This is a genomic window from Bacillus cereus group sp. MG4 (genome assembly GCF_040460055.1).
GTDB lineage: Bacteria > Bacillota > Bacilli > Bacillales > Bacillaceae_G > Bacillus_A > Bacillus_A wiedmannii.
Genome location: NZ_JARVGZ010000001.1, coordinates 1,831,023 through 1,846,679, shown reverse-complemented (window position 1 = coordinate 1,846,679; position 15,657 = coordinate 1,831,023). Strand labels below are relative to the sequence as shown.

Here is a 15,657-nt window from a genome sequence, read left to right as displayed (position 1 = left end):
GAATGAATCAAAGAAAATAATGTGACGGAGCGTGAGAATCTTGAATGAAGTTGTACAAGTTCCTGTTACGGATGTAAAGGGAATCGGAGGAGAAACATCTGAATTACTAAACGAGATGGGGATTTATACAGTTTCTCATCTATTAGAACATTTTCCGTACCGTTATGAAGATTATGCGATGAAAGATCTTGCTGAAGTAAAGCATGATGAACGTGTAACAGTTGAGGGGAAGGTTCATAGTGCTCCTTTACTGCAATATTATGGGAAGAAGAAGTCGCGTCTTACGGTTCGTGTCCTCGTCGGTCGTTATTTAATTACAGCTGTATGCTTTAATAGGCCGTACTATAAGCAGAAGTTAAATTTAAATGAAACAGTAACGATTACTGGTAAATGGGATCAGCACCGTCAAACGATTGCGGTATCAGAGCTTCATTTTGGACCAGTTGTACGTCAACAAGAAGTAGAGCCTGTATACTCAGTGAAAGGGAAACTTACAGTAAAACAGATGCGCCGTTTTATTGCCCAAGCGTTCAAGGAGTATGGAGAATCTATAGTTGAAGTGTTACCTGATGGATTGCTAAGTCGATATAAATTATTGCCGCGTTATGAAGCGCTTCGGTCGTTGCATTTTCCAGCAGGACAGGAAGATTTAAAACAAGCACGTCGCCGTTTTGTATATGAGGAGTTTTTCTTATTTCAGCTAAAAATGCAAACATTACGGAAAATGGAGAGGGAAAATTCGAAAGGGACGAAAAAAGAAATTCCTTCAGCAGAATTGCAAGAGTTTATTGATGCACTTCCGTTTCCATTAACTGGTGCGCAGCGTCGGGTAGTAGATGAAATTATGAAAGATATGACATCTCCTTATCGGATGAATCGTCTGTTGCAAGGTGATGTAGGTTCTGGGAAAACAGTCGTTGCAGCGATTGGCCTTTATGCAGCGAAGTTAGCACATTATCAAGGTGCTTTAATGGTTCCTACAGAAATTTTAGCAGAGCAACATTATCAATCGCTTGCAGAGACGTTCTCGCACTTTGGTATGAATGTTGAATTGTTAACCAGTTCTGTTAAAGGTGTAAGGCGTCGAGAGATTTTGGCAAAATTAGAACAAGGAGAAATAGATATCCTTGTTGGAACACATGCTTTAATTCAAGATGAAGTTATCTTTCATAGGTTAGGTCTCGTTATTACTGATGAACAACATCGATTTGGTGTAGCGCAGCGACGAGTTTTAAGGGAGAAAGGTGAAAGTCCGGATGTTTTATTTATGACGGCGACGCCAATTCCGCGTACGTTAGCAATTACTGCATTTGGAGAGATGGATGTTTCTATAATCGATGAGATGCCAGCTGGTAGAAAGGTAATTGAAACATACTGGGCAAAACATGATATGTTAGATCGAGTTCTCGGTTTTGTGGAGAAGGAGATAAAAAAAGGAAGACAAGCATATGTTATTTGTCCCCTTATTGAAGAATCTGAGAAACTTGATGTACAAAATGCGATTGACTTACATAGTATGCTGACTCATCATTATCAAGGGAAATGTCAAGTCGGATTAATGCATGGCAGACTCTCATCTCAAGAAAAAGAAGAGATAATGGGACAATTTAGTGAAAATAAAGTGCAAATTCTTGTGTCGACAACAGTTGTTGAAGTAGGTGTGAACGTACCGAATGCGACTGTAATGGTTATTTATGATGCAGAGCGTTTCGGTTTATCGCAGCTCCATCAGCTCAGGGGACGTGTTGGGCGTGGTAGTGAACAATCATATTGTTTATTAATCGCGGATCCAAAATCGGAAACGGGAAAAGAGCGAATGCGTATTATGACCGAAACGAATGATGGATTTGTATTGTCAGAAAAAGATTTAGAGTTAAGAGGTCCTGGAGATTTCTTTGGAAGTAAGCAAAGTGGTTTACCAGAATTCAAGGTTGCTGATATGGTACATGATTATCGAGCGTTAGAAACAGCTAGACAAGATGCGGCGTTACTAGTAGAATCAGAAGCGTTTTGGCATAATGATCAGTATGCTTCGCTGCGTACTTATCTTGACGGGACAGGTGTGTTCCAAGGAGAGAAGCTCGATTAAAGGGAGGCAACGAAAGTTTTTGTTGCATTCTACTTTTAATGATTATATACTACTGTTAGTACCTAGTCATAAAAATGGATGGTGCGGTATGAAAAAAAGAAGAAGTAAAAAAGAAAGACAAGAATTATTACAACAAACAATAGAAACGAATCCTTTTATTACGGATGAAGATTTAGCAGAAAAATTTCAAGTGAGTATACAAACCGTACGTCTTGACCGTATGGAATTATCTATTCCTGAATTAAGAGAAAGAATTAAACATGTAGCTACAAAGCAACATGAAGAAGATGTGAAATCTTTACCGTTAGAAGAGGTTGTCGGAGAAATTATCGATATAGAATTAGATAGACATGCGATTTCTATCTTTGAAGTGAAGGTAGAACACGTATTTAAAAGAAATCAGATTGCCCGTGGGCATCATTTGTTTGCACAAGCAAACTCACTAGCTGTTGCGGTTATTGATGAAGAATTAGCTTTAACTGCAAAGTCTACCATTCGATACATTCGTCCTGTAAAATTAGGAGAGCGTGTTGTTGCAAAAGCGCGCGTTGAAGATGTAGAGAATGATAAAGGACGGACCGTTGTCAAAGTGCGTAGCTTTGTTGGAGAAGAACTTGTTTTTACAGGCACTTTTGAAATGTATCGATCTAGTAATTATAGTGAGGAAGGTAACAACTTATGAAAATCGCAATAGATGCAATGGGCGGCGATCATGCTCCAAAGGCTGTCGTATTAGGAGCAATGAAAGCTATTAAGGAATATTCTGATTTACATATTACGTTAGTAGGGAAAGAAGAGGAAATTCGTCAATACTTAACGAGTGAAGAACGGATTACTATACTTCATACAGATGAAAAAATCGAATCGACAGATGAACCAGTAAGAGCGGTTCGTCGAAAAAAACAAGCCTCAATGGTACTAGCAGCGCAGCAAGTGAAAGACGGTGTAGCGGATGCTTGTATATCAGCTGGTAGTACAGGAGCTTTAATGGCGGCTGGATTGTTCGTTGTAGGTCGTATGGAAGGGGTTGAGCGACCAGCTTTATCCCCTACAATGCCAACGGTTGATGGAGAAGGTTTTGTTATGTTAGATGTTGGAGCGAACGTTGATGCAAAACCAATTCATTTATATCAATATGCAGTAATGGGATCTGTATACGCTGAGAAAGTAAGAGGAATTAAAAATCCTCGCGTTGGACTTTTGAACGTTGGAACAGAGGATGGCAAAGGGAACGAGCTTTCAAAACAAGTCTTTGCAATGCTTAAGGATGCCCCAATTAATTTCGTTGGGAACGTTGAATCAAGAGATTTATTGCAAGGTGTAGCAGATGTTGTTGTATGTGATGGTTTTACAGGGAATGTAGCGCTAAAATCATTAGAAGGAACAGCACTTGCGTTATTTTCTATGTTAAAAGAGCAGTTAATGAGTTCGTTTACGAGCAAATTAGCAGCAGCGGTATTAAAGCCAAAACTTATGGTATTAAAAGATAAAATGGATTATTCGGAGTATGGAGGAGCGGCATTATTTGGATTGAAAGCTCCAGTCATTAAGGCTCACGGTTCTTCCAATGACCAATCAATATTTAGTGCGATTCGTCAAACGAGAGAAATGGTAGCGAAAGAAGTTATTCCTACTATTTCAAGCGTAATGGAGAAAGAGCCACTCCAATAAGAGGAGGATTTGAAATGGGAAAACTAGCATTTCTTTTTCCGGGCCAAGGTTCACAGGCAGTTGGAATGGGTAAACAGTTAGCGGAGAATAATAAAGAGGTTGCAAATGTGTTTGCGAAAGCAGATGAGGTGTTGCAAGATTCACTTTCAGAAGTGATTTTTGAAGGGCCGCAGGAAAAGCTTACGTTAACGACAAATGCGCAGCCGGCCTTATTAACAACGAGTTTTGCTATTTTGACAGCTTTGAAAGAGTATGATATTACACCAGACTTTGTTGCAGGGCATAGTTTAGGTGAATATAGCGCTCTTGTAGCAGCGGGTGCAATAACTTTTGAAGACGCTGTATATGCTGTAAGAAAACGTGGGGAATATATGGAAGAAGCTGTTCCTGGTGGAGAAGGTGCAATGGCGGCTATTTTAGGTGCTGATCCACATATGCTGAAACAAGTTACAGAAGAAGTAACAAGTGAAGGATATGCAGTGCAAATCGCTAATATGAATAGTACGAAGCAAATTGTGATTTCTGGAACAAAGCAAGGAGTTGAGATTGCTTCTCAAAGAGCGAAAGAAAATGGTGCAAAGAGAGCAATTCCGCTTAAGGTAAGTGGACCGTTCCACTCTTCGCTTATGAAGCCAGCAGCGGAGAAGTTCCAAAGTGTCTTAAAAGAAATTACAATTCAAGATACGAATATTCCTGTTATCGCAAATGTAACAGCAGACGTTATTACAAATGGTGCACTTATTCAAGAAAAGCTAATTGAACAGCTCTATTCGCCTGTCTTATGGTACCCGTCCATTGAAAACATGGTGAATCAAGGGGTAGATACATTTATTGAGATTGGACCTGGGAAAGTACTTGCTGGACTTATGAAGTCAATTGATTCATCAGTGAAAGCATATGCGATATACGATGAAGAGACATTAAAAGATACCATTTCAAATTTGAGAGGAGAAAACTGATGTTAAAAGGGAAAGTAGCATTAGTAACTGGCGCTTCACGTGGAATTGGTCGTGCGATTGCGATTGATTTAGCGAAACAAGGGGCAAATGTTGTAGTAAATTATGCTGGTAATGAGCAAAAGGCGAATGAAGTAGTTGATGAAATAAAGAAATTAGGTTCGGATGCAATTGCAGTAAGAGCAGATGTTGCAAATGCTGAAGACGTTACGAATATGGTGAAACAAACTGTAGATACATTTGGACAAGTTGATATTCTTGTAAATAATGCAGGTGTAACAAAAGATAATTTATTAATGCGTATGAAAGAAGAAGAATGGGATACAGTTATTAATACAAACCTAAAAGGTGTATTCTTATGTACGAAGGCAGTATCTCGATACATGATGCGCCAGCGTCATGGACGTATTATTAATATCGCTTCTGTTGTTGGAGTGACAGGTAATCCAGGACAAGCAAACTATGTTGCTGCTAAAGCGGGTGTAATTGGATTAACAAAAACATCAGCAAAAGAATTAGCGAGCCGTAATATTACTGTAAATGCAATTGCTCCAGGTTTTATTGCGACTGATATGACGGATATATTAGATGAAAATATAAAAGCCGAAATGTTAAAGCTAATTCCTGCAGCTCAGTTTGGTGAAGCGCAAGATATCGCAAATACTGTAACGTTTTTTGCTTCTGATCAAAGCAAATATATTACAGGGCAAACGTTAAATGTTGATGGCGGAATGGTAATGTAATAAAAGAATTGATTTCAACTAGTTTTTTTGGCCAATATTTAATATAATATTTGAGGGGAGGTGAATGGAATGGCAGATGTTTTAGAGCGTGTAACAAAAATCATCGTTGATCGTTTAGGTGTAGAAGAAACTGAAGTAGTACCAGCTGCGAGCTTTAAAGAAGATTTAGGCGCAGACTCCCTAGATGTAGTAGAACTTGTAATGCAATTGGAAGATGAATTCGAAATGGAAATTTCTGATGAAGATGCTGAAAAGATTGCTACTGTTGGCGATGCTGTGACTTACATAGAGAGTCATCTATAATGCTTAAGTGAAGTCCCGTTTTTTAGCGGGGCTTCTCGGCTTATATCTGGAGGGACCTATGCCGTACCGAAAACATAGAGAAAAAAAATACGAAACAAAATATCGTGAAGCGTTTAAAGTATTTCAAGAAGAGATAGGTATTACGTTTTCAGATGAAAAATTATTGATTCAAGCATTTACGCATTCATCGTATGTGAATGAGCATCGAAAAAAACCGCATGAAGACAATGAGCGTCTCGAATTCCTTGGAGATGCAGTATTGGAACTTACTGTGTCACAGTATCTGTTTCAAAAATATCCGACAATGAGCGAAGGAGAGTTAACGAAACTACGTGCAGCTATTGTATGTGAACCATCTCTTGTTCGTTTTGCAAACGAGTTGTCATTTGGTAGCCTTGTTTTATTAGGAAAAGGTGAGGAAATGACAGGTGGACGTGAACGACCAGCTTTATTAGCGGATGTCTTTGAAGCGTTTATTGGTGCCCTTTATCTTGATCAAGGGTTAGAAACAGTATGGGGCTTCTTAAAAGAAATTGTATACCCTAAAATTAATGAAGGTGCTTTTTCTCATGTGATGGATTATAAGAGTCAATTACAAGAGTTGATTCAGCGGGATGGTAGTGGCAATATTGAGTATCAAATTTTGCAGGAAAAAGGACCGGCCCATAATCGAGAATTTGTGTCACGTGTTACGTTAAATAACGTGGCTTTAGGTCTTGGTAGTGGCAAGTCGAAAAAAGAAGCAGAGCAACAAGCTGCTGCAGAAGCATTGAAAAAATTAAAAGAACAACTATAAGGAATCCCCCTTTGAATGAGGGGGATTCCTTATGCATAGAATGAAACTTTCTTTTTGTTTGTGAATAAAGGGAAGGGAAATCCGTATAATAGCTTGTTTTTGTATAGACAACAGTTATAACAACGGAGAATAGGAGGAAGGCCTTTCGTGTTTTTAAAAAGATTAGAAATAGCAGGGTTTAAGTCTTTTGCTGAGCGTGTATCTGTTGATTTTGTCCCAGGTGTAACTTCCGTAGTAGGACCTAATGGAAGTGGGAAAAGTAATATTACTGATGCGATTCGCTGGGTACTTGGTGAACAATCTGCAAAATCATTACGTGGTGCAAAGATGGAGGATATTATTTTTGCAGGCAGTGATACGAGAAGAGCAGTTAATGTTGCTGAAGTAACAATAACTTTAAATAATGAAGATCAACGTTTACCGATTGAATATAATGAGGTGTGTGTAACGCGTCGTGTATCTCGTTCTGGTGATAGTGATTTTTATATTAATAAACAATCATGTAGATTGAAAGATATTATCGATTTATTTATGGACTCTGGTATGGGAAGAGAAGCTTTTTCGATTATTAGCCAGGGGAAAGTTGAAGAGATTTTAAGTAGTAAATCAGAAGAACGTCGTGGTGTATTTGAAGAAGCTGCGGGAGTGCTGAAATACAAACTTCGTAAAAAGAAAGCTGAAGTGAAATTAGCAGACACACAAGAAAACTTAAATCGTGTACAAGATATCATTCACGAATTAAGTAGTCAAGTAGAACCTTTAGAAAGACAAGCTTCTATTGCGAAAGATTATCTCGAGAAAAAAGAAGAATTAGAGAAAGTAGAAGCGGCGCTTATTGTACATGAAATTGAAGAATTACATGAGAAATGGGAAGCGCTTCGAAATCAGTTTGGGCATAATAAAAACGAAGAAGCTAAAATGTCAACGCATTTACAAAAAGGTGAAGAAGAGCTTGAGGAATTACGAGGACAATTACAAGCAGTAGATGAGTCTGTAGATTCCTTACAAGAAGTGCTGCTTCTTTCTAGTAAAGAGCTAGAAAAGTTAGAAGGACAGCGTGAGTTATTAAAAGAGAGAAAACAAAATGCAACGACGCATTGTGCACAACTCGAACAGTTAATTGTTGAATTAACAGAGAAAGCTACAAGTTATGATGGTGAAATTGAATCCAGTACAGAAGTGTTGATGCAATTTGTAAATCAAGTAAAAGAGTTGGAGACAAAATTGCATGATAATGAGCTACTGCTTGCAACTTTTGCTGACAATTTAGAGGAACAAATTGAGAATTTAAAAGGTGACTATATTGAACTTTTAAATCAACAAGCTAGTCATCGTAATGAGTTATCTATGATTGAAGAACAATCTAAACAACAAAACTCAAAAAATGAACGCCTCGATGAAGAAAATGCGAAATATGTAGAAATACGCATGGAAATTACAGCGAAAAAGACGAAACTTGTGGAAAGTTATGAACAAGTGAAAGAAAAAGTAGCTGGTATCCTTTCGAATATACAAAAGACAGAAGCGGCACTTGGGAAATGCAAGGCGCAGTATAGTGAAAATGAAACAAAACTGTATCAAGCGTATCAATTTGTACAACAGGCACGTTCTCGAAAAGAAATGCTAGAAGAGATGCAAGAGGATTACTCTGGTTTCTATCAAGGGGTACGTGAAGTGTTAAAAGCTAGAGAAGATAGGTTGCAAGGTATCGAGGGTGCTGTTGCAGAACTGCTAACGGTACCGAAAGAATATGAAATTGCAATGGAAATTGCTCTAGGTGCAGCGATGCAGCATATTGTCGTACAAAAAGAAGAACATGCTCGTAATGCAATTACGTTTTTAAAACAAAATAAACATGGACGAGCAACGTTTTTACCGCAAGCTGTTATTAAAAGTAGATCGTTATCATTTGAACAATTACGTATTGTAAATCAACACCCATCGTTTGTAGGTGTGGCGGCAGAACTTGTGCAATATAATAATAAATATGAAAATGTAGTTTCAAATTTATTAGGTACTGTTATTGTTGCGAAAGATTTACGTGGGGCGAATGAGTTGGCGAAACAACTGCAATACCGTTATCGCATTGTAACAATCGAAGGTGATGTAGTGAACCCTGGTGGTTCTATGACTGGTGGAGCGGTAAAACAGGCGAAATCTTCTTTATTAGGACGTCAACGTGAGCTAGAAGAGTGGACGAACAAGTTAATTGATATGGAAGAAAAAACGACAAAGTTAGAAAACTTTGTTAAAGCAGTAAAGCAAGAGATTCAAGAAAAAGAAGTGAAAATACGGGAACTAAGGCAAAATGTAGAAGCAGAGCGTGTAGATGAACAGAAATTAAGAGAAGAAATTAGTCGCTTAGAATTAGAAGAACATCGTATTAATGATCGTTTATCTATTTACGATTTAGAGATTGAAGGATTCTTACAAGATCAAGTGAAGATACAAGGGCGTAAAGAAGAGCTAGAAAAGATTTTAGCAACGCTTCAAGCGGAGATTACGGAATTAGATAGTAAAATTGTCGCTTTAACAAAACAAAAAAGTGAGCAGCATTCTTCGAAAGAAAAAGTGCAAAAAGAAATGACTGAGTTAAAAGTGTTGGCGGCTGAAAAGCAACAACGCTTATCTAATCAAAAAGAAAAAGTTGAACGATTGACGAAGGAAAAAGAAGAAACGGATGCAACGCTTGTCAAAACGAAAGAGGATTTAGCATTCTTAAAACAAGAAATGACATCTAATTCAAGTGGTGAAGAACAGATTACGAATATGATTGAGAAGAAAGCATATGATCGTAATCAAACTTCAGAGTTAATTCGCTCTCGTCGTGAACAACGCATATCGTTACAAGAGAGGGTAGAACATTTAGAACGTAATCTGAAAGAAACAACAGGTAAACATAAATACATTCTTGAGATGCTGAAAAATCAAGAAGTAAAAATAAACCGACTTGATGTAGAGTTAGAAAATAGATTACAACATTTACGTGAAACATATACGATTTCATTTGAAGCAGCAAAACTGAAGTATACAATGATGATGCCTGCAGAGGATGCACGTAAAAAGGTGAAACTAATTAAATTATCCATCGAAGAGCTAGGCACAGTGAACTTAGGGGCAATTGAAGAGTATGAGCGTGTAGCAGAGCGTCATACATTCTTACTAGAGCAAAAAGATGACCTAGAAGAAGCGAAAGCGACATTGCACCAACTTATTACTGAAATGGATGAAGAAATGAAAAAACGTTTTTCTACTACGTTTGAAGGAATTCGAATGGAGTTTCAATCGGTATTCTCTGAATTATTTGGAGGCGGTAGAGCGGATTTAGTCATGACGAATCCAGAGGACTTATTAAATACTGGTATTGATATTGTAGCGCAACCGCCAGGGAAGAAACTGCAAAACTTAGGTTTACTTTCTGGTGGGGAGCGTGCTTTAACAGCAATTGCGCTGTTATTCGGTATTTTAAAAGTGCGCCCAGTCCCATTCTGTGTATTAGATGAGGTAGAGGCGGCTCTTGATGAGGCGAATGTTGCCCGTTTTGCGCAGTATTTAAAGAGATTTAGTGATGAGACACAGTTTATTGTCATTACACATAGAAAAGGTACAATGGAAGAGTCTGACGTATTGTACGGTGTAACAATGCAAGAGTCAGGGGTATCTAAACTTGTTTCGGTTCGTTTAGATGATGGAGAAGAACTAGTTGCAAGTAATTAGGAAGGATGGGACAGTATGAGTTTTTTTAAAAAATTAAAAGAAAAAATTTCAAAACAAACAGATACGGTAACAGAGAAATTTAAACATGGATTAGAAAAAACGAGAAATTCGTTTGCAGATAAAGTAAATGATTTAGTTTATCGTTATCGTAAAGTAGATGAAGATTTCTTTGAGGAATTAGAAGAAATTTTAATTGGTGCAGATGTCGGAGTTTCGACGGTAATGGAATTAATTGATCAATTGAAAGAAGAAGTGCAACGTCGTAACATCCAAGATCCAAAAGAAGTACAAGCTGTTATTTCAGAAAAGTTAGTAGGAATTTACAAAGGCGACAGTGAGTTTAGTAACGAAATTAATATGCAAGAGGATCAATTAACAGTTGTTTTATTTGTCGGTGTTAACGGCGTAGGGAAAACGACGACGATTGGTAAACTAGCACATAAATTCAAATCAGAAGGTAAGTCTGTCCTATTGGCGGCAGGAGATACATTCCGCGCAGGAGCGATTGAACAATTAGAAGTATGGGGCGATCGCGTTGGTGTAGAAGTGATTAAACAAGGGTCAGGATCTGATCCAGCGGCGGTTATGTATGACGCTGTACAAGCCGCGAAAGCACGTAAAGTAGACGTATTACTATGTGACACAGCAGGACGCTTACAAAATAAAGTAAACTTAATGAAAGAGTTAGAGAAAGTGAAGCGTGTAATTGAGCGTGAAGTACCGGGGGCTCCTCACGAAGTATTACTTGTTATTGATGCAACAACAGGACAAAACGGTTTAAGTCAAGCGAAGACATTCCGTGAAGCAACGAACGTTACTGGTATTGTTTTAACGAAGTTAGATGGAACTGCTAAAGGTGGTATTGTATTAGCGATTCGTAACGAAATGGATGTACCGGTGAAATTCGTTGGATTAGGAGAGCAAATGGATGACTTGCAGCAGTTTGATCCAGAACAATATGTGTATGGTTTATTTGCGAACTTAGTAGAAACAGAAGAAGTGTAAGTGAAAGAAGCGGCATTTTCCGCTTCTTTTTCTATAAAAATATGTGATGTTAAGAAAAAAACTTGACACTCTTTTGTACTCCATGTAAACTAATTCATGTAAAGGGAAATCACTTAACAAAGGATGATCCAACATGCTCGAGAAAACAACGAGAATGAACTATTTATTTGATTTTTATCAATCGTTGTTAACGCAAAAACAAAGAAGTTATATGTCGCTTTATTATCTAGATGATTTATCTCTTGGTGAAATTGCGGAAGAATTTGATGTAAGTCGCCAAGCCGTGTATGATAACATTAAACGGACTGAAGCGATGCTTGAAGAATATGAAGATAAATTAGTATTACTTCAAAAGTTTCAAGAGCGACAGCGACTTGTTGCAAAGCTAAAACAGCTAATCAGCGAAGAAGAGCATGTGAATGAAGAAATGAAACAAGTTGTTGAAGCTATCGAAAAATTAGATTAGGAGGGCGGCAATATGGCATTTGAAGGATTAGCCGACCGACTTCAACAGACAATGCAAAAAATCCGCGGCAAAGGAAAAGTTTCTGAAGCCGATGTGAAAGAAATGATGAGAGAAGTTCGTCTAGCTCTTTTAGAAGCGGACGTTAACTTTAAAGTAGTAAAAGATTTTGTAAAGCGTGTGTCTGAACGTGCTGTCGGACAAGATGTAATGACAAGTTTGACACCTGGACAACAAGTAATTAAAGTCGTACAGGAAGAACTTACAGAGCTTATGGGCGGAGAGCAAAGTAAAATTGCTGTTGCTAATAGGCCACCGACTGTTATAATGATGGTTGGTCTGCAAGGTGCGGGTAAAACAACGACTACAGGTAAGCTTGCGAATTTGCTTCGTAAAAAGCATAATCGTAAACCAATGCTTGTTGCAGCGGATATTTACCGTCCAGCAGCGATTAAACAGCTTGAAACATTAGGGAAGCAATTGGACATGCCTGTATTCTCTTTAGGAGATCAAGTAAGTCCTGTTGAAATTGCGAAACAAGCGATTGCAAAAGCAAAAGAAGATCATCACGATTATGTTTTAATTGATACAGCAGGTCGCCTGCATATTGATGAAGAACTAATGGATGAATTAGCGAAAGTGAAAGAAGTTGCGAAACCGGATGAAATTTTCCTTGTTGTCGATGCGATGACGGGACAAGACGCGGTAAATGTTGCACAAAGTTTCCATGAACAGTTAGGTTTAACAGGTGTTGTATTAACGAAATTAGATGGTGATACGCGCGGTGGTGCGGCATTATCTATTAAGGCGGTAACAAATACACCGATTAAATTTGCTGGTATGGGTGAAAAACTAGATGCGATTGAAGCGTTCCATCCAGAGCGTATGGCATCCCGTATTTTAGGGATGGGAGACGTCTTAACATTAATTGAAAAAGCGCAAGCTACAGTTGATGAAGAGAAAGCAAAAGAACTTGAGCAAAAAATGCGTACGCTTTCGTTTACGCTTGACGATTTCCTAGAACAACTTGGACAAGTGCGTCAACTTGGACCGCTTGATGAATTGTTAGGAATGCTTCCTGGTGCAAATAAAATTAAAGGGCTGAAAAATGCGCAAGTTGATGAAAAACAAATTGGGCATATTGAGGCAATTATTCGTTCTATGACTAAATTAGAGCGAGAACAACCGGAAATAATCAACGCTAGTCGCAAAAAGCGCATTGCCAAAGGTAGCGGTACAACGGTACAAGAAATCAATCGTTTAATCAAGCAATTTGATGATATGAAAAAGATGATGAAAACGATGACGGGAATGCAAAAAGGTAAGAAAAAAGGACTAGGTGGATTGAAGTTTCCATTCATGTAAGGAAAAAAGATGGCTCTGTTAAGAAAAAATACTTTACAAAGCAATAGTCTTTTTGCTAATATAATTATCTGTGTGAAATAAATTCGGAGGTGCTTTATAAATGGCAGTTAAAATTCGTTTAAAACGTATGGGAGCTAAAAAAACTCCTTTCTATCGTGTAGTTGTTGCAGATTCTCGTTCTCCTCGTGACGGACGTTTCATTGAGGAAATCGGTACTTACAATCCGGTTGCTCAACCAGCTGAAGTTAAGATCAACGAAGAAGCAGCATTAAAATGGTTAGGAAATGGTGCTAAACCATCTGATACAGTTCGTAACTTATTCTCTAACCAAGGTATCATGGAGAAATTCCACTTATCTAAACAAGGTAAGTAATTGAGGCAATGACTATGAAGAAGTTAGTCGAGACGATTGTCAAGCCTCTTGTCGATCATCCTGAAGATGTAAAAGTTACACAGGAACTTTACAACGGAGAGATAAAGTATCGATTAACTGTACATCCTGAGGATGTTGGAAAAGTCATTGGAAAGCAAGGGAAAGTTGCGAAAGCAATTCGAATGCTCTTGTATTCAGTGGGACATCATAATGATGAAAAAGTAACACTGGAAATTCAATAAACGTAAAAAGGGCGAGGAGTTATTTCCTCTCCCTTTTTTAACATTTAAAGAGAAGTTGCATGTTCCATATGTGAAATGGAGATGCTTAATTTATATAGAAACCAGGGGTGACATACTATTTATGACAAAGTGGTTTAACGTAGGGAAAATTGTAAATACTCATGGCGTAAGAGGAGAAATTCGTGTTATTTCTCGTACTGATTTTCCAGAAGAGCGATATAAAGTAGGAAACACGTTATACATAAGTAATGAGAAAAGTACAGACTACCTTCCAGTGAAAGTAACTTCTCATCGTCAACATAAGACATTTGATTTATTAACATTTGAAGGATACAACAATGTAGATGAAGCAGAGAAGTTTAAAGGTTCTTTAATAAAAGTACCAGAAGAGCAGTTAGGTGAACTAGCTGAAGGCGAATACTACTACCATGAAATTATTGGTTGCAGTGTTGTAACGGAAGAAGGAGAAGCGTTAGGAACAATAAAAGAAATTTTATCTCCTGGTGCAAATGATGTTTGGGTAATTAAACGTCCAAAAGGTCAAGATCTATTAATTCCTTATATTGATGATGTTGTACTTCAAGTTAACATTGAGAATAAATTAGTAACCATTCATGTAATGGAAGGGCTATTATAATGAAAATTGACATTTTAACATTGTTTCCAGATATGTTTACGGGTGTGTTTGGATCTTCAATTTTAAAGAAAGCACAAGAAAAAGAAGCGGTAGAGCTTCGTGTTGTCAATTTCCGCGATTATACAACGAGTAAGCATAATAGCGTAGATGATTATCCGTATGGTGGTGGCGCTGGGATGGTATTAACCCCCCAGCCTATCTTTGATGCAGTGGAAGAGTTAACGAAGGAAACAGACCGTAAACCGAGAGTTGTCCTAATGTGTCCACAAGGAGAGCGTTTTACGCAGAAGAAGGCAGAAGAACTTGCTGAAGAAGAGCATGTTATTTTTGTGTGTGGTCATTATGAAGGGTACGATGAACGAATTCGTGAGCATCTCGTAACGGATGAAATTTCTATCGGTGACTACGTATTAACCGGCGGAGAGTTAGCCTCTATGGTTATTACGGATAGTGTCGTGCGTCTCCTCCCGGGAGTGCTAGGAAATCATGCTTCACAAGTCGAGGATTCGTTTAGTACAGGTTTATTAGAACATCCTCATTATACACGTCCAGCTGATTTTCGTGGTATGAAGGTACCGGATGTACTAATGTCAGGAAATCATAAAAATATTGATGAATGGCGACACAAAGAATCACTACGTCGTACGTACACGCGTAGACCGGATTTACTGGAAGAACGAGAATTATCTAAGCAAGAAGCGAAATGGCTAGAACAAATTAAAGAAGACAAGTAAGGGCTTGATATATTTTCTATTGCAACAGTCCTAGCAATATGCTATTATAACACTTGTGCTACTGAAATCAGTGGCCGTATTAACGATGTTCCGCTGTAATTTATTAAGACTTTATAAGAGCATCTGTTTAAAGGAGAGAATTTAATATGCAACAATTAATCGCAGAAATTACTCAAGGCCAATTAAAAACTGACCTTCCTTCATTCCGTCCTGGAGACACTTTACGTGTACACGTAAAAGTAGTTGAGGGAACTCGTGAAAGAATTCAGCTTTTCGAAGGTGTTGTAATTAAACGTCGTGGTGGCGGAATCAGTGAAACATTCACAGTTCGTAAGATTTCTTACGGTGTAGGTGTTGAGCGTACATTCCCAGTTCACACGCCAAGAATCGCGAAACTTGAAGTACTTCGCCGTGGTAAAGTACGTCGTGCTAAGTTATACTACTTACGTAACCTTCGCGGTAAAAAAGCACGTATTAAAGAAATTCGATAAGACATGTATGGGAGCTTGTAAATACACAAGCTCCCTTTTTCCAATCTATATAAAATTTTGATATAATACGAG

The 15,657-nt window shown here is 38.1% G+C and carries 16 protein-coding genes; all 16 read left to right on the top strand.

The genetic code is table 11. From position 1 onward, the window contains the following. The first annotated feature begins 40 nt into the window (after positions 1 to 40). Positions 41 to 2,089, top strand: coding sequence for an ATP-dependent DNA helicase RecG (gene recG, locus QCI41_RS09610; protein ID WP_001006891.1), 2,049 nt, complete (start codon positions 41 to 43; stop codon positions 2,087 to 2,089). A gap of 88 nt (positions 2,090 to 2,177) precedes the next feature. Beyond that, a complete protein-coding gene (gene fapR / locus QCI41_RS09605; protein ID WP_000747352.1) occupies positions 2,178 to 2,771 on the top strand; it encodes a transcription factor FapR in 594 nt (197 codons plus the stop codon). Continuing rightward, entirely contained in the window at positions 2,768 to 3,760 is a 993-nt protein-coding gene (plsX, locus tag QCI41_RS09600) for a phosphate acyltransferase PlsX (protein ID WP_353837563.1), read from the top strand. Before fapR ends, plsX begins: the two co-directional genes overlap by 4 nt. Positions 3,761 to 3,774: 14 nt before the next feature. Beyond that, positions 3,775 to 4,719: an ACP S-malonyltransferase gene (gene fabD / locus QCI41_RS09595; RefSeq protein ID WP_000516944.1), complete on the top strand. Its 945-nt coding sequence runs from the start codon at positions 3,775 to 3,777 to the stop codon at positions 4,717 to 4,719. Then, positions 4,719 to 5,459 carry a 3-oxoacyl-[acyl-carrier-protein] reductase gene (fabG, locus tag QCI41_RS09590; RefSeq protein ID WP_000911777.1) on the top strand — a complete coding sequence of 247 codons (741 nt, stop codon included), beginning with the start codon at positions 4,719 to 4,721 and terminating at the stop codon, positions 5,457 to 5,459. The genes fabD and fabG overlap by 1 nt, the downstream gene beginning before the upstream one ends. A gap of 69 nt (positions 5,460 to 5,528) precedes the next feature. Then, the gene (acpP, locus tag QCI41_RS09585) at positions 5,529 to 5,762 is read left to right on the top strand and encodes an acyl carrier protein (RefSeq protein ID WP_000786062.1); all 234 of its coding nucleotides are present in this window, start codon (positions 5,529 to 5,531) and stop codon (positions 5,760 to 5,762) included. Positions 5,763 to 5,820: 58 nt separating this feature from the next. Beyond that, a complete protein-coding gene (gene rncS / locus QCI41_RS09580) occupies positions 5,821 to 6,558 on the top strand; it encodes a ribonuclease III (RefSeq protein ID WP_001146867.1) in 738 nt (245 codons plus the stop codon). A 147-nt stretch (positions 6,559 to 6,705) separates the two neighbouring features. Next, complete coding sequence (smc, locus tag QCI41_RS09575; protein WP_353837564.1) at positions 6,706 to 10,275, top strand: chromosome segregation protein SMC; 3,570 nt, start codon at positions 6,706 to 6,708, stop codon at positions 10,273 to 10,275. A 15-nt stretch (positions 10,276 to 10,290) separates the two neighbouring features. Then, a complete protein-coding gene (gene ftsY, locus QCI41_RS09570) occupies positions 10,291 to 11,280 on the top strand; it encodes a signal recognition particle-docking protein FtsY (protein ID WP_000007644.1) in 990 nt (329 codons plus the stop codon). A gap of 133 nt (positions 11,281 to 11,413) precedes the next feature. Next, positions 11,414 to 11,746 (top strand): putative DNA-binding protein, encoded by a 333-nt coding sequence (locus QCI41_RS09565; RefSeq protein WP_000891061.1) that lies wholly within the window; start codon positions 11,414 to 11,416, stop codon positions 11,744 to 11,746. 12 nt (positions 11,747 to 11,758) lie between these two features. Further along, positions 11,759 to 13,108 carry a signal recognition particle protein gene (ffh, locus tag QCI41_RS09560; RefSeq protein ID WP_000863466.1) on the top strand — a complete coding sequence of 450 codons (1,350 nt, stop codon included), beginning with the start codon at positions 11,759 to 11,761 and terminating at the stop codon, positions 13,106 to 13,108. Between the two features lie 100 nt (positions 13,109 to 13,208). After that, positions 13,209 to 13,481 carry a 30S ribosomal protein S16 gene (gene rpsP, locus QCI41_RS09555; protein WP_000268750.1) on the top strand — a complete coding sequence of 91 codons (273 nt, stop codon included), beginning with the start codon at positions 13,209 to 13,211 and terminating at the stop codon, positions 13,479 to 13,481. 14 nt (positions 13,482 to 13,495) lie between these two features. Next, the gene (locus tag QCI41_RS09550; RefSeq protein WP_000737397.1) at positions 13,496 to 13,723 is read left to right on the top strand and encodes a KH domain-containing protein; all 228 of its coding nucleotides are present in this window, start codon (positions 13,496 to 13,498) and stop codon (positions 13,721 to 13,723) included. 121 nt (positions 13,724 to 13,844) lie between these two features. Beyond that, a complete protein-coding gene (gene rimM / locus QCI41_RS09545) occupies positions 13,845 to 14,360 on the top strand; it encodes a ribosome maturation factor RimM (RefSeq protein WP_000170282.1) in 516 nt (171 codons plus the stop codon). Beyond that, positions 14,360 to 15,094, top strand: coding sequence for a tRNA (guanosine(37)-N1)-methyltransferase TrmD (trmD, locus tag QCI41_RS09540; RefSeq protein WP_000686894.1), 735 nt, complete (start codon positions 14,360 to 14,362; stop codon positions 15,092 to 15,094). The genes rimM and trmD overlap by 1 nt, the downstream gene beginning before the upstream one ends. Positions 15,095 to 15,240: 146 nt before the next feature. Further along, complete coding sequence (gene rplS, locus QCI41_RS09535) at positions 15,241 to 15,585, top strand: 50S ribosomal protein L19 (RefSeq protein ID WP_001186518.1); 345 nt, start codon at positions 15,241 to 15,243, stop codon at positions 15,583 to 15,585. Positions 15,586 to 15,657: the final 72 nt, after the last annotated feature.